This is a genomic window from Roseomonas nitratireducens, assembly GCF_017813355.1.
Taxonomy (GTDB): domain Bacteria; phylum Pseudomonadota; class Alphaproteobacteria; order Acetobacterales; family Acetobacteraceae; genus Neoroseomonas; species Neoroseomonas nitratireducens.
Genome location: NZ_JAGIYZ010000010.1, coordinates 1 through 24,692 on the forward strand (window position 1 = coordinate 1; position 24,692 = coordinate 24,692).

The 24,692-nt window shown below is 71.3% G+C and carries 25 protein-coding genes; 10 read left to right on the forward strand and 15 right to left on the reverse strand.

Annotation, left to right across the window (positions count from 1 at the left end):
• The 3 genes from J5Y09_RS11345 to J5Y09_RS11355 form a co-directional block, all read right to left on the reverse strand.
• Positions 1-473: type VI secretion system-associated FHA domain protein (locus J5Y09_RS11345; RefSeq protein ID WP_209351876.1), on the reverse strand; the 473-nt coding region annotated here is incomplete at its 3' end.
• 37 nt (positions 474-510) lie between these two features.
• Positions 511-1,194 (reverse strand): DUF6931 family protein, encoded by a 684-nt coding sequence (locus J5Y09_RS11350; protein WP_209351877.1) that lies wholly within the window; start codon positions 1,192-1,194, stop codon positions 511-513.
• Between the two features lies 1 nt (position 1,195).
• Complete coding sequence (locus J5Y09_RS11355) at positions 1,196-3,319, reverse strand: type VI secretion system Vgr family protein (RefSeq protein WP_209351878.1); 2,124 nt, start codon at positions 3,317-3,319, stop codon at positions 1,196-1,198.
• A 178-nt stretch (positions 3,320-3,497) separates the two neighbouring features.
• Between J5Y09_RS11355 and hemN the strand changes: the two genes are divergently transcribed.
• The gene (gene hemN, locus J5Y09_RS11360; protein WP_209351879.1) at positions 3,498-4,847 is read left to right on the forward strand and encodes an oxygen-independent coproporphyrinogen III oxidase; all 1,350 of its coding nucleotides are present in this window, start codon (positions 3,498-3,500) and stop codon (positions 4,845-4,847) included.
• A gap of 22 nt (positions 4,848-4,869) precedes the next feature.
• Here hemN and smpB read toward each other — a convergent pair whose 3' ends face one another.
• Both smpB and dapA read right to left on the reverse strand, forming a co-directional pair.
• The gene (smpB, locus tag J5Y09_RS11365; RefSeq protein ID WP_209351880.1) at positions 4,870-5,349 is read right to left on the reverse strand and encodes an SsrA-binding protein SmpB; all 480 of its coding nucleotides are present in this window, start codon (positions 5,347-5,349) and stop codon (positions 4,870-4,872) included.
• Positions 5,350-5,509: 160 nt separating this feature from the next.
• The gene (gene dapA, locus J5Y09_RS11370) at positions 5,510-6,388 is read right to left on the reverse strand and encodes a 4-hydroxy-tetrahydrodipicolinate synthase (RefSeq protein WP_209351881.1); all 879 of its coding nucleotides are present in this window, start codon (positions 6,386-6,388) and stop codon (positions 5,510-5,512) included.
• Between the two features lie 91 nt (positions 6,389-6,479).
• Here dapA and J5Y09_RS11375 point away from each other — a divergent pair, with 91 nt between their 5' ends.
• The 5 genes from J5Y09_RS11375 (at position 6,480) to J5Y09_RS11395 (ending at position 10,861) form a co-directional block, all read left to right on the forward strand.
• A complete protein-coding gene (locus tag J5Y09_RS11375) occupies positions 6,480-8,441 on the forward strand; it encodes a lytic transglycosylase domain-containing protein (protein WP_209351882.1) in 1,962 nt (653 codons plus the stop codon).
• Between the two features lie 11 nt (positions 8,442-8,452).
• The gene (locus J5Y09_RS11380) at positions 8,453-9,289 is read left to right on the forward strand and encodes an alpha/beta fold hydrolase (RefSeq protein ID WP_209351883.1); all 837 of its coding nucleotides are present in this window, start codon (positions 8,453-8,455) and stop codon (positions 9,287-9,289) included.
• Complete coding sequence (locus tag J5Y09_RS11385; protein WP_342451459.1) at positions 9,286-9,720, forward strand: phosphatidylglycerophosphatase A family protein; 435 nt, start codon at positions 9,286-9,288, stop codon at positions 9,718-9,720. Before J5Y09_RS11380 ends, J5Y09_RS11385 begins: the two co-directional genes overlap by 4 nt.
• A gap of 2 nt (positions 9,721-9,722) precedes the next feature.
• Positions 9,723-10,202, forward strand: coding sequence for a CinA family protein (locus J5Y09_RS11390; RefSeq protein ID WP_209351884.1), 480 nt, complete (start codon positions 9,723-9,725; stop codon positions 10,200-10,202).
• Positions 10,203-10,321: 119 nt separating this feature from the next.
• Positions 10,322-10,861 (forward strand): YcbK family protein, encoded by a 540-nt coding sequence (locus tag J5Y09_RS11395; RefSeq protein ID WP_209351885.1) that lies wholly within the window; start codon positions 10,322-10,324, stop codon positions 10,859-10,861.
• A 196-nt stretch (positions 10,862-11,057) separates the two neighbouring features.
• On the opposite strand, the gene J5Y09_RS11400 is transcribed toward J5Y09_RS11395, so the two are convergent.
• A complete protein-coding gene (locus J5Y09_RS11400; RefSeq protein ID WP_209351886.1) occupies positions 11,058-12,122 on the reverse strand; it encodes a threonine aldolase family protein in 1,065 nt (354 codons plus the stop codon).
• Between the two features lie 75 nt (positions 12,123-12,197).
• Here J5Y09_RS11400 and J5Y09_RS11405 point away from each other — a divergent pair, with 75 nt between their 5' ends.
• The 3 genes from J5Y09_RS11405 (at position 12,198) to J5Y09_RS11415 (ending at position 14,274) form a co-directional block, all read left to right on the forward strand.
• Positions 12,198-12,725, forward strand: coding sequence for an amino acid synthesis family protein (locus J5Y09_RS11405; protein WP_209351887.1), 528 nt, complete (start codon positions 12,198-12,200; stop codon positions 12,723-12,725).
• 31 nt (positions 12,726-12,756) lie between these two features.
• On the forward strand, positions 12,757-13,602 hold the full coding sequence (locus tag J5Y09_RS11410; RefSeq protein ID WP_209351888.1) for a glycosyltransferase 61 family protein: 846 nt from the start codon (positions 12,757-12,759) through the stop codon (positions 13,600-13,602).
• A 111-nt stretch (positions 13,603-13,713) separates the two neighbouring features.
• Positions 13,714-14,274: a DUF4337 domain-containing protein gene (locus tag J5Y09_RS11415; RefSeq protein ID WP_209351889.1), complete on the forward strand. Its 561-nt coding sequence runs from the start codon at positions 13,714-13,716 to the stop codon at positions 14,272-14,274.
• Between the two features lie 39 nt (positions 14,275-14,313).
• Here J5Y09_RS11415 and J5Y09_RS11420 read toward each other — a convergent pair whose 3' ends face one another.
• Entirely contained in the window at positions 14,314-15,819 is a 1,506-nt protein-coding gene (locus J5Y09_RS11420) for an amidohydrolase family protein (RefSeq protein WP_209351890.1), read from the reverse strand.
• A gap of 232 nt (positions 15,820-16,051) precedes the next feature.
• On the opposite strand from J5Y09_RS11420, the gene J5Y09_RS11425 reads away from it, so the two are divergent.
• A complete protein-coding gene (locus J5Y09_RS11425; protein ID WP_209351891.1) occupies positions 16,052-16,714 on the forward strand; it encodes a hypothetical protein in 663 nt (220 codons plus the stop codon).
• 7 nt (positions 16,715-16,721) lie between these two features.
• On the opposite strand, the gene J5Y09_RS11430 is transcribed toward J5Y09_RS11425, so the two are convergent.
• The 8 genes from J5Y09_RS11430 to pdhA all read right to left on the reverse strand — a co-directional run bounded on the left by J5Y09_RS11430 (position 16,722) and on the right by pdhA (position 24,379).
• Positions 16,722-17,201, reverse strand: a complete 480-nt coding sequence (locus J5Y09_RS11430; RefSeq protein ID WP_209351892.1) for a type II toxin-antitoxin system RatA family toxin — start codon at positions 17,199-17,201, stop codon at positions 16,722-16,724.
• A gap of 1 nt (position 17,202) precedes the next feature.
• Positions 17,203-18,186, reverse strand: a complete 984-nt coding sequence (gene lipA, locus J5Y09_RS11435; protein WP_209351898.1) for a lipoyl synthase — start codon at positions 18,184-18,186, stop codon at positions 17,203-17,205.
• A 124-nt stretch (positions 18,187-18,310) separates the two neighbouring features.
• On the reverse strand, positions 18,311-18,721 hold the full coding sequence (locus J5Y09_RS11440; RefSeq protein WP_209351900.1) for a hypothetical protein: 411 nt from the start codon (positions 18,719-18,721) through the stop codon (positions 18,311-18,313).
• 94 nt (positions 18,722-18,815) lie between these two features.
• On the reverse strand, positions 18,816-20,210 hold the full coding sequence (lpdA, locus tag J5Y09_RS11445) for a dihydrolipoyl dehydrogenase (RefSeq protein WP_209351901.1): 1,395 nt from the start codon (positions 20,208-20,210) through the stop codon (positions 18,816-18,818).
• Positions 20,210-20,698, reverse strand: a complete 489-nt coding sequence (locus tag J5Y09_RS11450; protein WP_209351903.1) for a GNAT family N-acetyltransferase — start codon at positions 20,696-20,698, stop codon at positions 20,210-20,212. Before J5Y09_RS11450 ends, lpdA begins: the two co-directional genes overlap by 1 nt.
• Before the next feature lie 49 nt (positions 20,699-20,747).
• Complete coding sequence (locus J5Y09_RS11455; protein ID WP_209351905.1) at positions 20,748-22,031, reverse strand: pyruvate dehydrogenase complex dihydrolipoamide acetyltransferase; 1,284 nt, start codon at positions 22,029-22,031, stop codon at positions 20,748-20,750.
• Positions 22,032-22,047: 16 nt separating this feature from the next.
• On the reverse strand, positions 22,048-23,430 hold the full coding sequence (locus J5Y09_RS11460) for a pyruvate dehydrogenase complex E1 component subunit beta (RefSeq protein WP_209351906.1): 1,383 nt from the start codon (positions 23,428-23,430) through the stop codon (positions 22,048-22,050).
• A 1-nt stretch (position 23,431) separates the two neighbouring features.
• Complete coding sequence (gene pdhA / locus J5Y09_RS11465; RefSeq protein WP_245217071.1) at positions 23,432-24,379, reverse strand: pyruvate dehydrogenase (acetyl-transferring) E1 component subunit alpha; 948 nt, start codon at positions 24,377-24,379, stop codon at positions 23,432-23,434.
• Positions 24,380-24,692: the final 313 nt, after the last annotated feature.

The window sequence follows — 24,692 nt, forward strand, 5'->3', positions numbered from 1 at the left end:
GGATGGCCCCAGGCGGGCTGTTCGGGCGCCTGGCCCCAGGCGCCGGGCGGCGGCGCGGCCGGGCCGGCGGCCCAGGCGGGGGGTGCGGCCGGCGCCTGCTGTTCCCAGCCGGTGCCGGGCAGCGCGCCACCGGTCCAGCCGCCCGGCTGGGCCCCGGCCATGGCGACATGCACCTCGATCTCATAGGCGCCGAGCCGCAGCCGGTCGCCATCCTCGAGCATCTTGACCTGGTCGCGCCCGACCGGGACGTCGGCATGGTTCACGAAGGTGCCGTTGGTCGACAGGTCGCGCACCTGCCAGCCGCCGTTGCGGAATTCCACGACGCAATGGTGCTTGGACAGCAGCCGGTCAGGGTCGGGCAGCACCCAGCTCGCATCCGCGCCGCGGCCAATGACGTAGTCGCCCCCGGGCACGCGGCGCTGTTCCGGCACCACGGACTCCGGGCAGCGGATCACGGTCAGCGTCAGTTCCATCGGCGCCCCCTTCCGGTCGCGGGCCCAGGCCCGGGCGTCATTGCAGCCGCACCGGCGGCGCCGGGGGCGGCGGCGCGGGCGGCTTCGGCGGTACGGGCGGCGGCGGCGGCGGCGGGGCCGCGGCGGGCGCGGGCGGCGGATCCTCCGGCTGCAGGCGGCCGGCGCCGCCCACCGCGATGTCGCGCGCGCTCGCGATGAAGCGCGGCAGCCTGTCCTTCTGCTTCGGCGGCTCGTGCCGGACCGAGGCGAGGATCACCGCGCCGGTCACCGCGGTGCCGGTCAGCGTCTCGGCCGGCGGCACCACGGGCTGGCCCTCGGGCGACATGGACCCGCCCGACCAGAAGGCGCCCATGGCGGCCCAGGCCTCGGGCGAGGCGAACTTGGTCTTGTCCGCGCTCGCCTGGCAGGCGCGGCGCGCGGCTTCGTCCGGCTTGCGCACCCAGCCCTCGGCGGCGTCGATCGCGACGCGGTCCTCGGGCGGCAGGGCGGCGTCGGGAACCGACCGCGCGCACATGCAGGCCCACCAGACGGCTTCGCGCTTCGGCAGGGCGTGGGCGATCAGCCGCACCGCGTCCTGGGCGCGGTCGGCGGCGAGGAGCTTGTCGATCGCGGTGGCGGCGTCGGCCACGCCGGCCAGCAGCTTCTGCCCGTCCGCGTCGAGTTCGAGGCGGGGGACGAGAGGCGCGAGGGGGACGGCGAGCTTGGAGGGGGATTGGTTCATCTCAGTTGATCAGGACGACCGCTCCCTTGATCATAGTCGGGCCGCTGCCCTCCACCGTAACCATTGTGCCCTTAAAGGTGGCCGCTAGGCCAGACTCCGCTTTCAGCGCCGTCTGCGCCTTGATCGTCACCATCGGCGCCTCGATGGTCACGCCCATCGTGTCGATCTTGATCGACGACCCCCCGACCTTCAACGTGATGCTCTGCGCGGCGGTGATGTCGATCTTGCCCGCCGTCGCGTCCATCGTGATGTTGCCGGTCTTGGCCTTGGTCGTGATGTTGCTGTTGACCTCGGTGAACTGGTCGCCCTGCTTGACGAAGGTGTTGCTGTCGCCCTGGTCGACCACGAGGGCGCGGTCGCCCTGCTTGACGAAGTCGTTGTAGTCGCCCTGCTCGACGACGGTGCCCCGGTCGCCCTGCTTGACGAACAGGTTGTCGTCGCCCTCGCCCGTGACGCGCGCGTAGTCGCCCTTGTCGACGAAGGTGTTGAAGTCGCCTTCGGCGACCGTCACCCACTTGTCGCCCTTCATGATCTTGTAGGTGTCGTCGCCGTCGTTGTCGCCGACGTTGATGAGTTCCGTCCGCGCATCCTCGACGACGACGTTCATGTCCTTCTGGGCGCGGAGATACACCTCCTCCGCCCCCTTGTTGTCGTCGAAGTAGATGATGTTCGCGAGGCTGCCGGACCCGCCCTTGGACGACCGCGAATGCATCCCCGTGCGCGTCTTCTTGGACGGCATGGGGAAGCTCCCGGCCAGCGGCGCGTCCTCGCTGTAGAGCGAGCCCACCACCACCGGCTTGTCCGGGTCCCCGTCCACGAAGCCGACCAGCACCTCGTCGCCCATGCGCGGCAGGAAGAAGGTGCCGCCCCACTTGCCCGCCGCGGGCTGCGCCACGCGCACCCAGATCTCGCAGGCCGTGTCGTCCTTCTTGGTCAGCCGGTCCCACAGGAAGCGGATCTTGATGCGGCCATAGGCGTCGGTGTGGATTTCCTCCCCCGCCTTGCCCACGACGATCGCCGACTGCAGCCCCGGCACGACGGGCCTGGGGCGCGGCGAGGAAGGGCGAAAGGGCCGCTCGGCCGGGATCATGGTGATCGCGGCCGTGTAGGAGGACCCGCCGCCGTCGGTCAGGTGCGTCTCGTCATGCGCGCTGTGGACCACGCGCGTCAGCAGGTATTCCTTGGTGGTGCCCGGCGCGTTCTGGTCCAGCGCCACCTTGATCTTGCAGCCCGACGTCATCACCGGGTCGAAGGCCACCGCCTGGGCGATGTCGGCCTCGGCCTCGTAGGTCTGCATGGCGCCGACATCGGGCGAGGCCTCGGGCTTCACCTGCTGCCCGCCCGGCCAGGCGCGCATCTCGAAGGACGCGGCGTTCTGGATGTCGGTGATCGCCGTGTTCGTGGTCGAGGTGAAGGGCTGGCTGTGCTTGATCAGGTTGTAGTCCATCGCGGCGACGGCGCCGGGCTGGACCTGCGTGCGATGGCGGAAGCCCGACAGCGCGTTCCAGTCGCTCGATCCGGACTTGACGATGTAGTTGCCGCTGATCGGCAGGTAGTCCGCGGCGGCCGAGGCGACCATCATCGTGTGCTCGCCTTCGCCGAACAGCCAGTAGTAGCCGCAGCCGGTCTCGTCCATCAGCCGCTGGCAGAAGTCGAGGTCGGTCTCGTTGTACTGGATGCAGTAGGGGCGCGGCGTGTCGGGCGCGGACATGAAGACCGGCGCGTCCGCCCCGCCTTCCTGCACCAGCTTCTTCACGATGGTCGGCACCGATTCGTTCTGGAACACCCGGCAGTCCGATGTGCGCGACAGGTTCCAGAACTTGGGCACGATCTCGAGCCCATAGGCGGCGTATTCGGTGCCGAACGACCCGATGACGCGGAAGGCCGAGATGTAGCCGTTGAACCAGCGCGGTTCCTCGCCCTCGCCCCGCTGGATGCTGACCGAGGCGGTGTGGCCGACGACCTCCGATGCCTTGATCGCCTTGTTCTTGCTCAGGACCTCGACCTGCACGAGGAAGGGGCGGGAGATCGCCTCCACGGCCTCGACCCGCCGCAGGACGAATTCCTTGCCGGTCGAGGTCGTGATCGCCAGCGTACGCGGTTCCTGGCTCAGATCGCCGGACATCCAGCCGCTCCTTTATTCCAGCCGTATCCTAGCCGGGCTTTCCCGCGGGGTGGAACAGCCGCTCGGGGGGCGACGCGCCGACGGCTGAAGCGTTTCATCCTTGCCGGCCGCGATATCCAGCATGGCGACTTGCGCCAGCGCAAGGCGTGCCCCGGATCACAGCCGCCAATCTGGCGTCATGAGCGCCACCTCCGCCCCGGCCGAACCCGTCCTCCTCCGCCACGCGGCCACCCCCCTGCCGCGCTACACGAGCTACCCGACGGCGCCGCATTTCGCGCCGATCGACCCCGGCACCTATGCCGGGTGGCTTGGCGCGATCGGGGCGGGGGACGCGCTCTCGCTCTATGTCCACGTGCCCTTCTGCCACGCGCTGTGCTGGTACTGCGGCTGCCACACCTCGGTCACCCGATCCTCCGCCCGCATCGCGCGCTACCGCGCGGGGCTGGAGCGGGAGGCGGAACTGGTCGCGGGGCTGATCCCCGCCCATGCCGGCGTCGCCGCGCTGCACCTGGGCGGCGGCACGCCGACCGCGCTCGGTGCCGAGGGCCTGGCCGCGCTCGCCGCGACGCTGCGCCGGCTTTTCCCCTTCCGCGCGGGGGCGGAGATCGCCGCCGAGCTCGACCCGCGCAGCCTCGACGCGCCGCTGATCGAGGCGCTGGCGTCGCTCGGCCTGACGCGCGCGAGCCTCGGCGTGCAGGACGTGACGCCATCGGTGCAGGCGCTGATCGGACGCGTGCAGCCGACAGCGCAGGTGGAAGCCGCGGTGGCCGGGCTGCGTGCCGCCGGCATCTCCCACATCAACATGGACCTGATCTACGGCCTGCCGGGCCAGGGCATCGCGGAGGTCGAGGCCTCCGCCCGCTTCGCCGCCGAATGCGGCGCGGACCGCATCGCCGTCTTCGGCTATGCGCATGTGCCCTGGATGAAGTCCCACCAGAAGGGCATCCGGGAGGAAGACCTGCCCGGCCCCGCGCTGCGCATGCGCCAGCAGGAAGCCGCGGCGCGCGTGCTGGGGCGGGCGGGCTACGCGGCCATCGGCCTCGACCATTTCGCCCGGCCGGACGACCCGATGACGGTCGCGGCCGTGGCGGGGACGCTGCGGCGCAACTTCCAGGGCTACACGACGGACACCGCCCCGGCGCTGGTCGGCTTCGGCGCCTCGGCGATCGGGCGGTTGCCGCAGGGTTTCGTGCAGAACGAGCCGGACGAGCGCAAATGGCTCGCCGCCGTCGAGGCCGGCCGCCTGCCCGTCGCGCGCGGCCGCGCCCTGACGGGCGAGGACGTGCTGCGCGCGGGGCTGATCGAGCGGGTGATGTGCGACGGCGCGATCGACCTCGCCGCCGTGCCCGACGCCGTCATGCAGGGCGCGGCCGACCGGCTCGCGGCGCTGGAGACGGACGGGCTGGTGCGGCGGGAACCCTCGCGCATCGTCGCGACCGAGGCCGGCCGCCCCTTCCTGCGCCACTTCGCGGCCTGCTTCGACGCCTTCCTGGCGCCACGCCCGGCGCGGCACAGCGCGGCGGTCTAGCGCGGCGCCTGGCCCGGGCGGCCTATTCCCGCCCCTTGTTGCGCATCAGCCGGGACTTGTCGCGCTGCCAATCACGCTCCGCGATGGCGGCGCGCTTGTCGTGCTTCTTCTTGCCCTCGGCCACGCCGAGCAGGATCTTCGCCCGCCCGCGGTCGTTGAAGTGGATGTCGAGCGGGACGAGCGTCGCCCCTTCGCGCGTGATCGCACCCGTCAGGGTCTGCACCTGCTTGCGGTGCAGCAGCAGCTTGCGCGGGCGGCGCGGCTCGAACTTCGCCATGAAGGACCCGGCCTGCCATTCGGGGATGTAGCAGTTGAACAGCCACATCTCCCCGTCCCGCTCGCCGGCCCAGGCTTCGGTCAGCGTGGCGCGGCCGGCGCGCAGGCTTTTCACCTCGGGCCCGATCAGCGCGATGCCGGCCTCGATCGTCTCGCCGATCTTGTAGTCGAAGCGCGCCTTGCGGTTCTGCGCCGCGATGCCGTGGGAGATAAGCTTGGATGTCATGTGCCCTCAAGCGCCGGGCGGCCGGCATCCGCCGGCCTTGGCTGCGCGCCATGCCATGGCGCACCCGGCGCGGAATACAGGTTGGGCGCGGTCGCGCTTCGCGCTCCCGGATCCCGCAGGCGCGGGATCCGCCAGGGATGGCGGCCCTCGGCCGGCGCGCTCAGTTCAGCAGCCCCACCGAGACCATCGCCTCGCGCACCCGCGCCTTGCTCGAATCGGCGATCGGCGCCATCGGCAGCCGGCAATGGTCGGTGCTCTTGCCGAGCAGGCTCGCCGCGTACTTCACCGGGCCGGGGGAGGTCTCGCAGAACAGCGCGTCGTGCAGCGGCACGAGCCGGTCCTGGATCGCCATCGCCTCATCCAGCCGCCCGGTCCGCCACGCCTTGTGCATCTCCGCGCACAGGCGCGGGGCGACATTCGCGGTCACGCTGATGCAGCCCACGCCGCCGGCCGCGTTGAAGGACAGCGCCGTGTGGTCCTCCCCGCTCAGCTGGATGAAATCGGCGCCGCAGGCGCGCTTGGTGTGCAGCGGGCGCGCCAGGTTCGCCGTCGCGTCCTTCACGCCGACGATGTTCGGGTGCTTCGCGAGCCGCGCCATGGTCTCGACCGACATGTCGACCACGCTGCGGCCGGGGATGTTGTAGACGAACATCGGGATGTCGGCGGCGTCGGCGATCGCCGTGAAGTGCAGGAACATCCCTTCCTGCGTCGGCTTGTTGTAGTAGGGCGTCACCACCAGGATCGCATCCGCCCCCGCCTTGCGGGCGTGGCGCGCGAAGTCGATCGCCTCGGCCGTGCTGTTGCTGCCCGCGCCGGCCATGACGGGGACGCGGCCCTTGGCGGCCTCGACGCACATCTCGACGACGCGCTTGTGCTCCTCATGGCTCAGCGTCGGGCTTTCGCCGGTGGTGCCGACCGGGATCAGCCCTTCCGTGCCCTCGGCGATCTGCCATTCGACCAGGTCCTGGAATGCCTTCTCGTCCACGGAGCCATCCGCGCGCATCGGCGTAATGAGCGCAACCAAGGATCCCCTGAACATGACGCTTTCCTCCGGTGCCGGCGACTGGCGGGCAAACTAGGCGTCGCCCCCCCGCGCGACAAGGCCGGAGGGGATTTGGTAGGTATCGGGGATGCGCCGCCTGATCCTCCTCGCCGCCCTCCTCCTGCCGGTCCCCGCCGCCGCCCAGCCCTGGGCGCCCGATGGCGCGCGCGCCGCCGGCCGCCAGGCCATCGCCGCCGCCTCCGCCGGCCGCTGGGGGGAAGCGGAATCCTTCGCCGCCGCGGCCGACCCGCTGGCGGCCAAGCTGGTCCTGTGGATCCGCCTGTCGAACCGCGCCGCCCCGGCCTCGGCGGCCGAACTCGTCGCCTTCCTGGCCGAAAGCCCCGACTGGCCCTTCCCCGACGCCATGGCACGCCGCGCCGAGGCCGCGCTGGCGGCGGAAGGCGACGATGCGCTGGCGCTGCGCCACTTCGCCGGCCAGCCGGCGCGCACGCTGCAGGGCGCGCTGCGGCACGCCGAGGCGCTGGACCGCGCCGGCCGCGCCGCGGATGCCCGCGCCGCCGCCCGCCGCGGCTGGGCCGAGACGACCGGCGACGCGCTGGCCGAGGAGACGATGCTGCTGCGCTTCGGCTCGGCGCTGACCGAGGAGGACCACTGGCTGCGCTTCGACCGGCTGGCCTTCGCGCGCGACGCGGCCGGCGCGGCCCGCGCGGCGCAGCGGCTGTCCGGCGCGCGGCGCTCGGCCGCCGACCTCCGCCTCGCCCTGATGCGGGACGACGAGGCCGGGCTCGCGATGCGCCCGTCCGATATCGGCATCGCCTATGAACAGGCCCGCCTGCTGCGCCGCCGGGACCGGGATGCCGAGGCCGCCGCCGTCTGGGCCGCGGCCGAACGGCTCCAGCAGGGGCTTGCCGGCGACGCGGCGCGGGCGGTCTGGACCGAGCGCCAGGTGCTCTCGCGCAAGCTGCTGCGCCTGGGGCAGGAACGCGACGCCTATCGCGTCGCCGCCGCGCATGGCCAGGCGACGCCGGGCGAACCGCGGCAGGAAGGGGAATTCCTCGCGGGCTTCATCGCGCTGCGGCGGCTGAACGACCCGGCCTCGGCGCAGCGGCACTTCGCCGCCGTGGGGGATGGCAGCCGCTCCGTCATCACCCGCGCGCGCAGCTTCTACTGGGAAGGGCGCGCGCTGGCCGCGCGCGGCGACACGAGCGGGGCGCGCACGCGCTTCGCCAACGGCGCCGAGTTGCCGGTCGCCTTCTACGGCCAGCTCTCCGCGCTGGCGCTGGGGGAGGACGCGGCGCGGGTGTCCGCCCGCATCGCCGCCGCCGCCGTCCCGCCCGTGACGCCGCCGCGCGCGGCGGATTTCGCGGCGCGGGAACTGGCGCGCGCGGTGCTCACCCTGGCCGATCTCGGCGACCCGCGCCGGGCGCGCATCTTCCTCCTTCGGCTCGAGGACCTGGCGAATGACGGGACGGACCGGCGGCTCGCCGCGCGGCTCGCCAACCATATCGGCCGGCCCGACCACGCGGTGTGGGTGGCGCGGCGCGCCGGTGCCGCGGGGGACATGATCCTGCCGGAAGGCTGGCCCGCGCCCTACCGCCCGCCGGTGACGAGCCCCGAGCCCGCCTTCATCCACGCCATCACGCGCCAGGAGAGCAACTTCGACACCGAGGCGGTGAGCAGCGCCAATGCCCGCGGCCTGATGCAGCTGCTGCCTTCGACCGCGACGCTGGTCGCGCGGCGCATCGGCGTGCCCTTCCAGGTCGCGCAGCTGACGGCGAGCCCCGAGACCAACATGCGGCTCGGCGCCGCCTATCTCGAGGACATGCTGGCGCGCTACGGCGGCGCGCTGCCGCTCGCCGCCGCCGCCTACAATGCGGGGCCCGGGCGCGTGGACCAGTGGCTCGGCACCTATGGCGACCCGCGCGGGGGGGATGTCGACATGCTCGACTGGATCGAGCAGATCCCTTTCACCGAGACGCGCAACTACGTCCAGCGCGTGATCGAGAACGTCGTCGTCTATCGCGCATCCGACCCCTCGGCCGCGGCGCGGGAACATCCGCTGGCGCAGTTCCTCCGGCCCGCGCGGTGACGCCACGGCGGTTGGAACTGTCCGCGCGCGACGGGCTGCGGCTGTCGGCGCTGGAATGGCCGGGGCCGGCGGGACGCACGCCGATCCTGTGCCTGAGCGGCATCTGCCGCACCGCGCGCGACTTCACCGCACTCGCCGCGCGCCATGCCTCGCGGCGGCGGATCGTGGCGCTCGACTATGCCGGGCATGGCGACAGCGCGCGGGCGACCGACCCGCGCCGCTACGCGCCGGAGGCGCTGATCCGCGACGTGCTCGACATGATGGCGGCGCTGAACCTGCATCGCGTCGCCCTGGTCGGCACCTCCTTCGGCGGACTCGCGGCCATGGCGATGGGCGTGATGCGGCCGGCGAGCCTCGCCGCCGTGGCGCTGAACGACATCGGGCCGGTGATCGAGCATGTCGGCCGCGAGGCCGTGGTGGACTTCATCGGCCGTGACCCCGCCTTCGCCTCGCTCGACGAAGCCGTCGCGTGGCTGCGCGTGCACCATCCGCCGCTGCCCCTGCTAGACGAGGCGGGATGGCGCGACTTCGCCGAGCGCGGCTACGAACCCGGCGCGGATGGGCGGCTGCACCCGCGCTGGGACATCCGCGTGGGCCAGCAGGCGGTCGGCGCCGCGGCCGGGCGGCCGCCCGACCTCTGGCCCTTCTTCGGCAGCCTGTCGCGCCTGCCGCTGATGCTGGTCTGGGGGGAGGAGAGCCGGCTGCTCTCGGCCGCGACCGTCGCGGCGATGCGGCATGCGCGGCCGGACATGGGCGTGGTCGCGCTGCCGGGCACCGGCCATGCGCCGACGCTGGGGGAACCGGCCGCCGCCGCCGCGCTCGACGCCTTCCTCGAGGCCGTGCCGTGAGCCCCGCGATGCTCGTCGCGACGCTGGGCGGGATCGGGAGGATGCGGCCCGGGCCCGGCACCTGGGGTTCGGCCGCGGTGCTGCCGGCCGCGCTGCTCGGCCCCCTCGCCTGCCTCGGCCTCGCGCTGGCCGTGGCGCTGCTCGGCTGGTGGGCGACGCGCGGGGCGCTGGCGGAAAGCGGCGCGGAGGATCCCGGCTGGATCGTGGTGGACGAGGCGGCGGGGATGCTGCTCGCCCTGGCGGGGCTGGCCGGCATCGGGGACTGGCTCGGCGTCGTCCTCGCCTTCGCCGGCTTCCGCCTGCTCGACATCCTCAAGCCCTGGCCGGTCTCCTGGGCGGATGGGCTGCCGGGGGCGACGGGCGTGATGCTGGACGACATCCTCGCCGGCGCGATCGTCGCGGCGGCGCTGCTCCTGGCGGGAGGGATCTGACCATGCTGCCCGAGGCGACGCTCGACCAGGCACGGCGGCTGCTCGCGGCGCTGGACGCGCGCGGGGAGACGCTGGCGACGGCGGAATCCTGCACCGGCGGGCTGATCGCCGCGGCGCTGACGGCCATCGCGGGCTCGTCCTCGGTCGTCATGGCGGGCTTCGTCACCTATTCCAACGCCGCCAAGGTCGCGATGGTCGGCGTGCAGGAGGCGACGCTCACAGCCCATGGCGCGGTCAGCGAGCCGGTCGCGCGGCAGATGGCCGAAGGGGCGCTGGCGCGCGCGGGCGTCGATGTCGCGGTCTCCTGCACCGGGGTGGCGGGGCCGGGGGGTGGCTCGGCGGAAAAGCCCGTGGGGCTGGTGTTCGTCGCCCGCGCGCGGCGCGGCCGGCCGACGGTCGTGGAACGGCACGTCTTCCCCGGCGACCGGGCGGCTGTGCGCGCGGCGACGGTGGCCGCGGCGCTGCGCATGGCGATGGATTGACCATCGGCGCGAATCGCGCGGCCGCGCTACACGCGATGCACGAAAAGGCGAGGCTGTTGCTCGCCTCCACCGGCCGGGCGCAAAAGGCGTCCCGGGGGCTGAGATCGGAGCGCGGCACGATGGCGCGGTTGGTCGGACGGCGGGCCGCATTGGCGGCGGTGGGCGCGGCCCTGGCGGGCACGGGGACGGCACGCGCCGATGCGCCGCCGCGCGAGCGCTGGCTGTGGGTGCAGAACGGCGCGGGCGAGGAAGTCGCCACCGCCTATCGCTCGGGCCAGGACTACAACCTCGCCGCGCTGGCCCGGCTGCAGCACCTGTTCCGCGACCTGCGCGTGCAGGCGCCGGGGCCGATCCCGCCGCTGCTGATCGACATGCTGTCGCTGCTGCAGGAACGCTTCGGCTACATGCGGCCGATCCGGCTGATCTCCGGCTACCGCACGCCGCAGACCAACGCGATGCTGCCGCATGCCGCGCCGAACAGCCTGCACATGCGCGGCTGGGCGGCGGACATCATCGTGCCCGGCCTGTCGCAGGCCGATGTCTGCACCCAGGCCATGACCTTCTCCAACATGTTCGGCTTCATGGGCGTGGGCTGGTACGGGTCCTTCACGCACATCGACATCGGCCCAAAGGCGTCCTGGGCCCGGTCGATTTCCTGACCCGTCATGCCGGCGGCAGACGCGGCCCGCCGGGAGTCCGGCGAGCCAGGGAAACCGGGGGGTTCCGCCCGGCCCCTGACGGCGCATGAGCACGGATACCGGCGGCACGAGTCTTTGACTCGTGCCGAGCGCCCGAATGGGCGCCGCCGGAAGTCCGGCGAAAGCCAGGGAAACCGGAGGTTTCCGCCCGGCGCGATCAGGCGGCGAGCGCCGTCCTGATCTCGGCCACCGCTTCCTCGATCATCGGCGCCGTCACGTCCAGATGCGTGCAGGCGCGCACGCGGCCACCCAGGCCGCTGACGGCGATGCCGCGCATCTGCAGCTTCGCCTGCAGCTTCTCCACCGTCATGCCCGTGCCGGCGATGTCGAAGAAGACAAGGTTCGTGTCCGGGTCCTCCACCACCACGCCGGGGATCTGCGCGAGGCCGCGGGCGAGCGCCTTGGCGTTCGCGTGGTCATCGGCCAGCCGGTCCACATGGTGGTCGAGCGCATAGAGGCAGGCCGCGGCGCAGATGCCCGCCTGGCGCATCGACCCGCCGAGCCGCTGCTTCCACCGCCAGGCGCGGCCGATGAATTCCTCGCTGCCGCACAGCACGGCGCCGAGCGGCGCGCCCAATCCCTTGGTGAAGTCGAGCCAGACGGAATCGTAGCCCGCGACCATGTCCGCCGGCGCGATGCCCGCGCCCACGCAGGCATTCATCAGCCGCGCGCCGTCCATATGCGTGGACCAGCCCTGTTCGTGCGCGACATCGGCGACGGCGTTCAACTGCGCCAGCGGCCAGATCGCGCCGCCGCCGATATTCGCGGTCTGCTCGACCTCCAGCAGCCGCTGCGGCGGCGCGTAGCGCGTCTTGGGGCGGATCGCGGCGCGCACGTCGTCGGCCGTGAACATCCCGCGCGGGCCCTTCATGGGCATGATCTGCACGCCGGTCAGCGCGGCATGCGTGCCGCCTTCGCTGTGCAGGATGTGGGAGGTCTCGTGCGCGATGACCTCGTCGCCCTTGCCGCAATGGGTGAGGATGGCGATGACGTTGCACATGGTGCCGGAGGGCAGGTACATCGCCGCCTCCTTGCCCATCAGCGCCGCCATGCGGTCGCACAGCGCGTGCACCGTGGGGTCGTCGCCATGCTGCTCGTCGCCGACCTCGGCGCGCATCATCGCGTCCTTCATCGCGGGCGTCGGGCGCGTCTGCGTGTCGGAATAGAGGTTGATGCGAACGGGCGGCGCGCCCGGCGGCGGGCGGTTGGGGGCGTGGACCATGCGTTTCGTCCTGGCTGCGGTTGCGCGAAGGATGCCGCGTGCGCGACCATCCGGCCAGAGGGGGAGGACAGAAGCATGGTCGCCATCCGCAAGATCGCCCTGCTGCGCGAGCAGGCCTTCTCCGACATGGGCCAGGACGCGGCGCGGCCGGTGGTGCGCGCCGTGGCGCTCATCGCCATCGCCAATCCCTTCGCCGGGCGCTTCGTGCGCGACCTGGCCGAGCTGGTCGAGGCCGGGGGCGCGCTGTCCGCCCGGGTCGCGCCCGACCTGCTGCGCATGCTGGACGGGCCGCCGGTCGCCTACGGCAAGGGTGCGATCGTCGGCACGGCGGGGGAGATCGAGCACGGCCACGCCCTGCTCCATCCCAAGATGGGCGCGCCGCTGCGCGCGGCGATCGGCGGCGGCGCGGCGCTGATCCCCTCCGCGGCCAAGATGGGCGCGCCGGGCACCGCGCTCGACCTGCCGCTGGGGCACAAGGACGACGCCTGGTCGCGCGGTCATTTCGACGCGATCACGGTGATGCTGGGGGACGCGCCGCGGGCGGAGGAGATACTTGTCGCCATCGCGCTGGCCGATGGCGGGCGGGTCCTGCACCGGATCTGACGCCCCGCCCCGCGCGGGGGGGCACAGGGCGATGGAACGCGAGACACTGGCGATCATCCCCGCCAACAGGGGCGGGTCGGTCGAGCATTTCTACCATTTCCTGTTCGGCTACCTGCTGCCCTTCATCGAGCTGTGCCACCCGCTGCGCGGCCACCGGCGCTTCCTGCTGCGCGACTGCGGGCCGATGAACCGGCTGCTGCGGGACCTCGACGGCTTCGAGATCGGCCAGCTGCCCGCCTGGATGGTGTTCGGCAGCCTGGTCGGCACCAACCCGTCGCTCGGCGCCATCCCGAAGGTGATCGCGCCGGGCTTCGATGCGCCGGACACCTACGACGCGGCACGGTTCCGGCGCCTGCGCGCGCTGGTGGCGGACCTCTTCGCCGCCCGGCTGGCCGAGGCCGCGGCGCGGCACCCGCGCGCGCAGGCCGACCGGCTGGTGCTGGTGATCGACCGCGCGCAACCGGACGCCTTCTACGCGACGCCGCGCGCCGAGCAGCGCGGCGCCGGGGCCGCGCTGCGCAGCATCCCCAACATCGCCGAGGTCCACGCCGCCATCGCCGCGCGGCACGACGCGATGCTCGTCCGGCTCGAGGCCCTGCCCTTCTTCGACCAGGTGCACCTGTTCTCCCGCGCCTGGCGCGTGGTGGGGCAGCACGGCGCGGGGCTGGCGCACATGATCTGGGCGCGGCAGGACGCGGCGCTGGTCGAGGCCATCCCGAGCCCGGACGGCGTCCCCCCGGACAAGGTCGACTACGCGGTGTTCTTCCGCGGCATCTGCCACGCGCTGGGGATGCGCTGGCAGGGCATCCTGCAGGACGACAACCACGCGCCGCTGCCCCCCGATCGCGTGCTGCGGGGCCTCGACGCGCTGGGCTGACGCCGGGCGGGCCGCACGCCGGAACCTCCTGCGCCCGGCATGGCCCCCTTCCCCGAATCGCCGGGGCTTGGCACGTGGCCTGCACCGAGACGTTTCTGGAAGGACCGGGCCATGGCCGGCGGCGCGCATGTCGATCATCACTCCAACCGGGGCGTCGCGCTGCTGATCGCGGTGCTCGCCCTGTTCCTCGCGCTTGCCGAGACCGGTGCCAAGAGCCAGCAGACCGAGGCGATCAGCCGCAACATCGAGGCGGCGAACCTCTGGGCCTTCTTCCAGGCGCGCACCATCCGCCAGACCACGGTGCGCACCGCGGTGGAACAGGCGGAACTCTCCCTGCCCGCCATGCCCGAGGCCGCGCGCGCCGCCGTGCTGCGCCAGCAGGAGACCTGGCGCGGCTTCGCCGCGCGGTGGGAAAGCGAGCCCGACACCGGCGAGGGCCGGCGCGAATTGATGGCCCGCGCGCGCGCGGCGGAGGAGAAGCGCGACCGGTCGCTGGCGGCCTACCACCAGTACGAGATCGGTTCGGCGGCCTTCCAGGTGGGCATCGTGCTGGCCTCGGCCAGCGTGATCACCGGGGTGGGGTTGCTGGCCGTCGCCGGCGGCGTGCTGGGGGTGATCGGCGTGGGCTTCGCCGCGCTCGGCTTCTTCGCCCCGACCCTGATTCATCTGTGACGGCGGCGGGCGGGGGCCGCGCCCCTGCCCGCCCGCGCATCATCCCGCGAGCACGTAGCCATAGACCTTGTTGCTGCGGTTGCCGCCGGTCGCGGCGTAGTCGCGCTTCACCCGCGCCACGCCGTCATCCTCCAGCCCCGCGCGGCGCCAGTCGAAATTGTACATGCGCGCGGAGGTCTCCCCGAAGATCGCGCGCTTGACCGGCCCGTCGGCGGGGCCCAGCGGGGCGAAGCCGTGCCGGCGCTGCATCTCCTCGGGGATCTCAAGCCGGCGCAGCGCCTCGATCTGCCATTGCGGGGAACCGGTCCAGATCGCATCCGTGCCCCACACCACGTGGTCGGCGCCGAGGCCGCGGATCAGCGTGCCCATCAGCGCGGCGCAGAGGCCGGGCTCGATCACCGTGGTCTGGGCGAAGATCTGGCCGAGGTCGCCGTAGACGTTGGTCACGCCGTACTTGGCGGGGATCTCGGCCAGTTCGGTCGTCCAGTCCACGCGGCCGGTGCGGTTGAACTGCTCCACCCCCATCCCCGCGCCGCCGCCGCCGGTCCAGCGATAGGCGGAGTGGTAGATGACGAAGTTGATCTGCGGCCAGTCCTTCGCCGCCTTGCCGACATCGTCCACGCCGGCGAAGGGCAGCAGGTGCGGGAACTGGTTCGTCACCTGCTGCGGGAACAGCCCCTTGTGGACGCAGACGATGTTGTTCCCCGCGCGCAGGATGCGTTCGTAGAAGGGGTACATCACCCGCTCGTCGTCCATCCGCCAGGGATGGATGGCGAGGTGCTTGTTGGTGTTGTCGCCGATCGTGTAGCCCTTCCAGCTGTCGGGCTTCAGTTGCTCGATGCAGCGTTCCACCTCGTCCATCCAGCCCGGCTTGCCGGGGGTGAAGATGGCGTGGGACAGGCAGCGCCGCCGGCCCGCGGCGTCGTTCACCCGCTTGCGGGCGTCGAACTTCATGTCGTTGGTCAGGAACCAGTCGATCGGTTCCTCGGACGGCGCGCCGGAGATCAACGCGACCTTGGTGTCGGAATCGAGGAAGACCTCCTTGAACCAGTTGGCCTCCATCAGGTCCTGGATGGTCTGGTCGCGCCCGACCAGGTCGGGGTTCCAGCCGGCCTGGCCGACGGCGCGGCGGGCGTTCACGAAGGTCATGATGCGCGTGTCGGGGCGCAGGAAATGCGTGTGCACGTCCATCACGAACTGGTCGCGCAGCGCGGCCGCGCGCGCATCGGCCGCGCCCGGCGTCTGCGCCTCGGCGCGGGACACGGCGTAGAGCGGCCCGTGCACCTCGTTCATCGCGACGAAGGCGGCAGCCATGCCGGCCGCGGTCTGCAGGAAGCGCCGGCGGCCCAGGCCCTGCCTGCCGCCGATCTCGTCGGCCATCGCCTTGATGCGCGCCTCGACCTGCTTCTGCTTCTCGGTCTGCGGCATCGGCCAGAATTCGTCCGAGGAGGCGACCTGGGTCGGGATCGGGGATGGGAACATCGCATCCTCCTCATCCGCCTGGCGCAACTGGTTGAGGTCGTCCTCCGTCAGGAAACCGCCCATCCTTCCGCTCCCTTCCCTGTCGCCCCGCGCCGGCGGGCGGCTTCGATCCGCGCCGGCAATCGTCGCGCCGCGGCGGCGCGAAACGCAAGTGCGGGGCGGAAACGCTTCAGGGGGCGAAGCCGCGCGGCGCGGGGTGTGATGTTGATGACGATCAGCGCAGGGGGCGGCCCGCCGGTGCTTCCATCCCCCGACAGGCCGGGCCTAGGGTTCGGCCGCAGCGACGGAGGACCCCATGGCGGGACTGAACATCAGCAGCGCGGGCGTGGCCGATCTCGCGCTCGGCAAGGAACGGGAAGCGCGGGCGGCGGGCGCGGACGGGCTCGACATCCTGATGTCGCAGCGCTCCGGCATGGACGCGCGGGACATCATGTACCTGCGCGCCTTCACCCGCGAGCGCGGGCTGATGATCATCGTGCGCTGCCCCAAGCGGTCCGCGCGCGCCTTCCACGGCACGGTGCCGGCCAAGACCTTCGCCACCAAGGGCAAGACGAACGAGACGGGCACCGTCTACGGCGCCGGCGGGCACCTGATGGTGTCCGACTACGACATGATGAGCGTCTGGCGCGCGACGGGGACGGGCTGGCAGAAGATCCACGTCTCGGCGCTGACGCCCGGGGCCGCGCGCGGCCCCTGGTCGGCCGAGGCGCGCGACCTGGTCCGGGAGATGAACAGCCACCTGGTGACGCGGCTGCAGCATGGCTGCCAGGACGACTTCCATTCCCCGAACAATCCCGGGGTGAAGATGGCCGACCATTTCCTGGCGCTGAAGGCGGGCGAGCCGACCTACCTGCCCGACCCGATCCATTGCGAGAACTACTATTCCGCGCACGGGCTGTTCTGGCCCTATGGCGTGGGCGGGAAGCATTGCGGGACGGGGCCCGCGGGCAGCGCCTGACCTGGCGTCAGCCGCTGGCCGACGGCGCCGGATGCCCCGGCGCCACCGGACCCGCGTTGCGGCCGTAGAGCACCATGGCGCGGCGTTCGAAGGCGCGCACCATCAGGCGCACCGCCTCGTTGAACACGACGCCGATCGCCATCTGCAGGATGCGCGAGCGGAACTCGAAGTCGACGAAGAAGTCGACCTCCGTCCCCTGCGGCACCGGGCGGAAGCGCCAATGGTTGTTCAGGTAGCGGAAGGGCCCTGTCTCGTAGGTGACGTGGACATGGTCCGGCCGTTCCAGCGCGACGCGGGAGCGGAAGGTCTCCCGGAACATCTTGAAGCCGATCGTCAGGTCGGCGACGAGCTCGGCCTCGCTGCGCGAGAGGATGCGCGCGCCCACGCACCAGGGCAGGAATTCCGGGTAGCGGCGGACATCCGCGACCAGGTCGAACATCTGCTCGGGCGAATAGCGCAGGATGCGCTTCTCGGCATGCGTCGGCATGTCAGGCGCGCACCGCGAGCCGGGCCGCGCGCGCGTCGCGGAGTGCCGCGAAATCGCGGTCGGCATGGTAGCTGCTGCGCGTCAGCGGCGTCGCCGAGACCAGCAGGAAGCCCTTGCCGCGGGCGGCGGCGGCGTAGTCCTCGAACTCCTCGGGTGTCACGAAGCGGTCCACCGCCGCGTGCTTGACCGTGGGCTGCAGGTACTGGCCGATGGTCAGGAAATCGACATCGGCGCTGCGCAGGTCGTCCATCACCTGCAGCACCTCGATCCGCTTTTCCCCAAGGCCCACCATCAGGCCGGACTTGGTGAAGATGGACGGGTCGAGCTGCTTCACCCGGTCGAGCAGCCGCAGCGACTGGTAGTAGCGCGCGCCGGGGCGGATCGTCGGATACAGCGCCGGCACGGTCTCGAGGTTGTGGTTGAAGACGTCGGGGCGGGCTTCCACCACCACCTCCAGCGCGCCGTCCTTGCGCAGGAAGTCGGGCGTCAGGATCTCGATCGTCGTCTCCGGCGCGCTGGCGCGGATCGCGCGGATCGTCTGCGCGAAGTGCTCCGCGCCGCCATCGGGCAGGTCGTCGCGATCCACCGAGGTGATGACCACGTGGCGGAGGCCGAGCGTCGCGACGGCTTCGCCCACCCGCCGCGGCTCGTCAGCGTCGAGCGCCTTGGGCAGGCCGGTCGCGACGTTGCAGAAGGAACAGGCGCGCGTGCAGGTGTCGCCCATGATCATCATGGTGGCGTGGCGCTGCGACCAGCATTCGCCGATGTTGGGGCAGGCCGCTTCCTCGCAGACCGTGACCAGCTTCTGCTCGCGCATCAGCGCCCGGGTCTCGTGGTAGACCGGGTGGGTCGGCGCCTTCACCCGGATCCAGGCGGGCTTGCGCTGGATGGGGTTGTCCGGGCGATTGGCCTTTTCCGGATGCCTTTCGGCTCCGGTGCGGGCGGTGGCACCCTTCGCGCGATGGTCGATTTCGATGCGGGCCATGATGCGTCTCATATAACGCGGGGCGCGGCAAACACAGCCCCGGGTCGGCGCGATCGCGACAGGGCCGCAGGCCGCACGGAGCCCGGTCGCCGCCGCCCCCCGCCGGCGGCCGTCGCACCTGCCGTCAGCACCCGACCCCGAAGAGGATGCTGTCGCCGGACACGGTCTGGTTCGCGCGGACCATCCGGTAATTGATGCCGTTGTGGGCGACCGTGACCTCCGGCGAAGACCAGGTGCGCCCATTGCCGGACTCGGCGAAGAAAAAGAGCGGATAGCCCGTCATGTGCATGATGTTGTCACCACGCTCGGTCAGTCTCGTCGAGGTGTTGGGCCGGATCGTGTAGAAACCGGTGGTGGTGTAGTAGCGCGTATCCTCCGCATGCCGGACCAGCAGGCGGACCTGCGTGCCGCAATTGTTGCGAAAGATCAGGCTGCGGAGCTGCGGCTGCTGCGCGTCAGCCACGGGGGCCCCGGCGACGAGCAAGCCTCCGAAGAAGAGGGCGGCCGCCAGCAGGCGACGGGACAGTCCGAACATGGTCTCTCTCCGGAATCTTCGACGCGGCCGGCTATACCGACACCGAACCGATCGGCCGTCAGGTTTCTTGCCCCGGCGGGGTCATGAACGGCGTCTAGATGTGAATCACGCGGCCATAGGCGTCCAGGACGCTCTCATGCATCGCCTCGCTCACCGTCGGGTGGGGGAAGACGGTGTGCATCAGCTCCGCCTCGGTCGTCTCCAGCGTGCGGGCGATGCCGTAGCCCTGGATCATCTCCGTCACCTCGGGCCCGACCATGTGGGCCCCGAGCAGCGCGCCGGTCTTGGCGTCGAAGACCGTCTTCACGAAGCCCTCGGGCTCGCCCATGGCGATGGCCTTGCCGTTGCCGATGAAGGGGAAGCGGCCGACCTTCAGCTCATAGCCCTTCGCCTTGGCCGCGGCTTCCGTCAGCCCCACGCTGGCGACCTGCGGGCGGCAATAGGTGCAGCCCGGGATGTTCAGCACGTCCATCGCATGGGGGTGCATCCCCGCGATGGCCTCGACCGTGATGATGCCTTCATGGCTCGCCTTATGCGCGAGCCAGGGCGGGCCGGTCAGGTCGCCGATGGCATAGACGCCCGGTTCGCCCGTGCGGCCCATCGCGTCGGTGACGACATGGGTGCGATCCACCTGCACCTTCGTCCCCTCGAGGCCCAGCTCCTCCACGTTGCCGACGATGCCCACGGCGCTGATCAGCCGGTCGGCCTTGATCTCCGTCACCTTGCCGCCGGCTTCCACGATGGCGGCCACACCGTCGCCTTCGCGGCGGACGCCCTGCACCTTGGCGCCGACGATGACCTTCATCTTCTGCTTCTCGAAGGCCTTCTGGACGAAGGCGGAGACCTCGGCGTCCTCGACCGGCAGGATGCGGTCCATCGCCTCGATCAGCGTCACCTCGGACCCCATGTTCAGGTAGAAGGAGGCGAATTCCGACCCGATCGCGCCCGAGCCGATGACGATCAGCCGCTTGGGCAGCGCGGGGGCGACCATCGCCTCCCGGTACGACCAGATGAGCTTGCCGTCCGGCTCCATCCCCGGCAGCACGCGGGCGCGCGCGCCGGTGGCCAGGATGATGTGCTTCGCCGCGATGTCGGCGACCGGCTTGCCGTCCTTCGTGACGGCGAGCTTGCCGGGCCCGGCGAGCCTGCCATGCCCGTCGAAGACCGTGACCTTGTTCTTCTTCAGCAGGTGCTTCACGCCGCCGGACAGCTGCGCCGCCACGCCGCGCGACCGCTTGACCACCTTGGCGAAGTCGAAGCGGACATTGTCGGCCGCGAAGCCATAGGCATCGAGGCTGTGCAGCAGGTGGTTGATCTCGCTCGCGCGCAGCAGCGCCTTGGTCGGGATGCAGCCCCAGTTGAGGCAGATGCCGCCCAGATTCTCGCGCTCCACCAGCGCGACCTTCATCTTGAGCTGGCTCGCGCGGATCGCGGCCACATAGCCGCCCGGGCCGCCGCCCACCACCACCAGGTCGAACTGCTCGGCCATCACGCGGCCTCCTTCGCAAGGGTTGCGAGCGCGTCGCCGGCCAGGCGCCGCGTGATCCATTCCTTCAGCGCTTCCGCCCCCATCGCGTCATAGGTCGCGATGGCCGGCGTGTTCCAGTCGAGCACGCTCCAGGCGAGCCGCCCGCCGCCTTCGGCCAGCGTGTCGCGCGCAAGCCGCGCGAAGAGCGCCTTCGCGATGCCCTGGCGGCGGAAGCGCGGTTCCACCCAAAGGTCTTCGAGCCACCTGCCGTGCTTGGCGAGGAAGGTGGAGAAGGTCCAGTGATACAGCGCGATGCCCGCGGCCTCGCCTTCCACCTCCGCGACGAGGCATCCCGCGCGCTGCGGCGTGCCGAAGATCGCGGCGTGGAAGTCGGCCTCGGTCCCGCGCGCCTCATGCGCCAGCTTCTCGTATTCGGCCAGCGCGTAGACGAAGCGGGTGATAACCGGCACGTCAGCGGGTGTCGCTTCGCGGATGCGCAGTCCGGACATCCGCGTCACGCCTCCGATGCGGGGCGCCGCGCTGCGATCGGATGCCCGGTCACAGCATCAGGCTCAGCGGATCCTCGATGGTGCGCTTCAGCGCCTGCATGAACTCCGCCGCCAGCGCCCCGTCGATCACGCGGTGGTCCACCGACAGGGTGCAGGTCATCACCGTCGCGATCGCCAGCGCGCCATCCTTCACCACCGGCTTCTGCAAGCCCGCGGAGACCGCAAGGATGCCGGCCTGCGGCGGGTTGATGATGGCGCTGAAGTCACTCACGCCATACATCCCCATGTTGGAGATGGAGAAGCCGCCGCCCTGGAATTCCTCGGGCTTCAGCTTGCCGGACTTCGCCCGCGCGGCGAGGTCCTTCATCTCGTTGCTGATCGCCGCCAGGCCCTTCTTGTCCGCCCCCCGCACGATCGGCGTGATCAGCCCTTCGGGGATGCTCACCGCCACCGAGATGTCGACATCATGGTACTGGAGGATCGCGTCCTCGGTCCACGTGGCGTTGCAGGCGGGGAAGCGCCGAAGTGTGGCCGCCGTCGCCTTGATCACCAGGTCGTTGACCGACAGCTTGTACGCACCCGGCCCGTCCTTGGGCGAGCGCGCGTTGAGGTCGGCGCGCAGCTTCAGCAGCGCGTCGATCTCGATGTCCATCGTCACGTAGAAATGCGGGATCGTCGCCTTGGATTCCGACAGGCGGCGCGCGATCACCTTGCGCATCGTGCTGTTGGGCACCGCGGTATGCGGCGCGGTGACGACGACCGGCGCGGCCGCGGGCTTCGGCGCGGCGACAGGCGCGGCGGCGGCGGCAACGGGTGCCGCGGCCGGGCCGCGGGACAGCGCGGCTTCCACATCCGCCTTCACGATCCGCCCGTTCGGGCCGGACCCCTTCACGCGCGTCAGGTCGAGCCCCGCCTGCTGCGCCATGCGCCGCGCGAGCGGGGAGACGAAGACGCGGTCCCCGCCCGAAGGCGGCAGCGGCTGCGGGTTCAGCGCGACCGGCGCGACGGCGGCAGGCGCGGGCGCGGCGGGCGCGGGTGCGGCCGCCGGGGCCGGCGCGGGGGCGGGGTCGCCGGATGCGGGCACCGCCTCCCCGGCCTCGACCAGCACGGCGATGACGTCGTTCACCTTCACGGCCTGCGTGCCGGCGGGCACGACGATCTTGCCGAGGATGCCCTCATCCACGGCTTCCACTTCCATCGTCGCCTTGTCGGTCTCGATCTCGGCGATCACGTCGCCGGCCTTGATGCGCTCGCCTTCCTTCTTCAGCCAGCGCGCCAGGTTGCCCTCCGTCATGGTGGGGGAGAGCGCGGGCATCAGGATGTTCGTGGCCATCGGTGCTTCCCCCGCCTTACTTGTAGGTCACGCGCTTCGCGGCATCGACCACCTGCTCGAGGCGGGGCAGCGCGAGCTTTTCCAGGTTGGCCGCGTAGGGCATCGGGATGTCGAGGCCCGTGACGCGCACCGGCGGCGCATCCAGGTGGTCGAAGCAGGTCTCCATGATCTGCATCGCGACCTCGGCGCCGATGCCGGCATAGGGCCAGCCTTCCTCGAGCGTCACCAGCCGGTTCGTCTTGCGCACCGACGCGGCGATCGTCTCGGTGTCCAGCGGGCGCAGGCTGCGCAGGTTGATCACCTCCGCGCTGATGCCCTGGGCGGCGAGCGCGTCGGCCGCCTGCATCGCCATGCCGACCATGATCGAGAAGGCGACGATGGTCACGTCCGTCCCCGGCCGTTCCACCTTCGCCTTGCCGATCGGCAGGATGAACTCCTCATCCGTCGGGCAGTCGAAGGTCTGCCCGTACATGATCTCGTTCTCGAGCACGATGACCGGGTTGGGGTCGCGGATCGCGGCCCGCAGCAGGCCCTTGGCGTCCGCCGCACTCCAGGGTGCCACCACCTTCAGCCCCGGGCAGTGCGCGTACCACGACGCGTAGCACTGCGAATGCTGCGCGGCGACGCGGGACGCCGCACCGTTCGGGCCGCGGAAGACGATCTGGCAGCCCAGCTGCCCGCCCGACATGTACAGCGTCTTGGCGGCCGAGTTGATGATCTGGTCGATCGCCTGCATCGAGAAGTTGAAGGTCATGAACTCGACGATCGGCTTGAGGCCGGTGAAGGCCGCGCCCACCGCCATGCCGGTGAAGCCGTGTTCGGTGATGGGCATGTCCATCACGCGCTTGGGGCCGAACTCATCCAGCAGGCCCTGGGAGATCTTGTAGGCGCCCTGGTACTGCGCGACCTCCTCGCCGATCAGGAACACGTCGCGGTCACGGCGCATCTCGGCGGCCATGGCGTCGCGCAGCGCCTCGCGCACCGTGATGGCCTTCATCGGGCCCCAGTCGCGCTCGGGCTGCATCTCCGGCGCGCGGGGGGAAGCGGGAATGGTCGCATCCGCGCGCGTCGCGGTGCCGGCATCGGCGATCATCTTCTCGTTCTCGCGCGGGTTCTTGTTGGTGATGCCATGCGCGGTCTTCGCGGCGGTGCCGCCGGCGCCGCCGTCCAGCTCGGCGATCGCGCTGTTCACCTGCACGCCCTCGGTGCCCTCGGGCACCAGGATCGCGGTGATGGTGCCCTCGTCCACCGCCTCGACCTCCATCGTCGCCTTGTCGGTCTCGATCTCGGCGATCACGTCGCCGGACTTCACCGCATCGCCTTCCTTCTTGAGCCAGCGCGCCAGCTTGCCCTCGGTCATGGTGGGCGAAAGGGCCGGCATCAGGATCACGGCACCCATGTCACTTCGCCTCCACGAGCACGTCGGTCCACAATTCGCTCTCCGGCGGCTCGGGGGAGGCCTGCGCGAAATCCGCGCTGTCCTGCACGATCGCCTTCACCTCGTCGTCGATCACCTTCAGCTCGGCCTCGCTCACGCCCAGCTGGTCCAGCAGCATCTTGCGCGCCGTCTCGATGCAGTCGGACTGCTCGCGCATCTTCTGCACTTCCTCCCGCGTGCGGTACTTCGCCGGGTCGGACATGGAATGGCCGCGGTAGCGGTAGGTCTTCATCTCCAGCAGGTACGGCCCCTTGCCCGCGCGGCAGTGGGCGACGGCGCGCTCGCCGGCTTCCCGCACGGCGATCACGTCCATGCCGTTCACCTGCTCGCCGGGGATGCCCCAGGCTGCGCCGTTCTGCGACAGGTCGCGCGACGCGCTGGCGCGCTCCACGCTCGTGCCCATGCCGTACTTGTTGTTCTCGATGATGAAGATGCAGGGCAGCTTGAACAGCGCGGCGAGGTTCAGGCTCTCGAACACCTGGCCCTGGTTCGACGCGCCCTCGCCGAAATAGGTGACGGCGACGTGGCCGTCCTCGCGGTACCAGTTGGCGAAGGCGAGGCCGGCGCCGAGGCTCACCTGCGCGCCGACGATCCCGTGCCCGCCATAGAAGCCCTTCTCGCGGGAGAACATGTGCATGCTCCCGCCCTTGCCCTTGGAATAGCCGCCGATGCGCCCGGTCAGCTCGGCCATGACGCCGCGCGCCTCCATGCCCGTCGCCAGCATGTGCCCGTGGTCGCGGTAGGACGTGATGACCTGGTCGCCGGGCTTGAGGCACATCTGCATGCCCACCACGACCGCTTCCTGGCCGATGTACAGGTGGCAGAAGCCGCCGATCAGGCCCATGCCGTACAGCTGGCCTGCCTTCTCCTCGAAGCGGCGAATCAGCAGCATGTCCCGGTAGGCCTTCATCAGGTCCGCCCGGGCGATCGGCGGTTCCTTGGCCTTCCCGCGGCGCTTCTGTTGGGTCTCTGCGGCCTGGGCCATGCGCGGTTTCCTCCGGGACGACGATCTTTTCCGGACATAGGGCGCCGCATGGCCGCCGCGCAAGCGGCACCGGTCCGAAAAATCCTTCTTTTGCAATGCAATACGACGATTAACCGAATTGCGGTTAAACGCTTGTCCCCGCCTTCGAGGCGCCGCGAGGCATCGCGCCGCGACGAAAGGAAGCCCTCTCAAGCCACCGGCGCCGCGCAACTTTCGCAAAGGGAAGCATCGTCCGGCG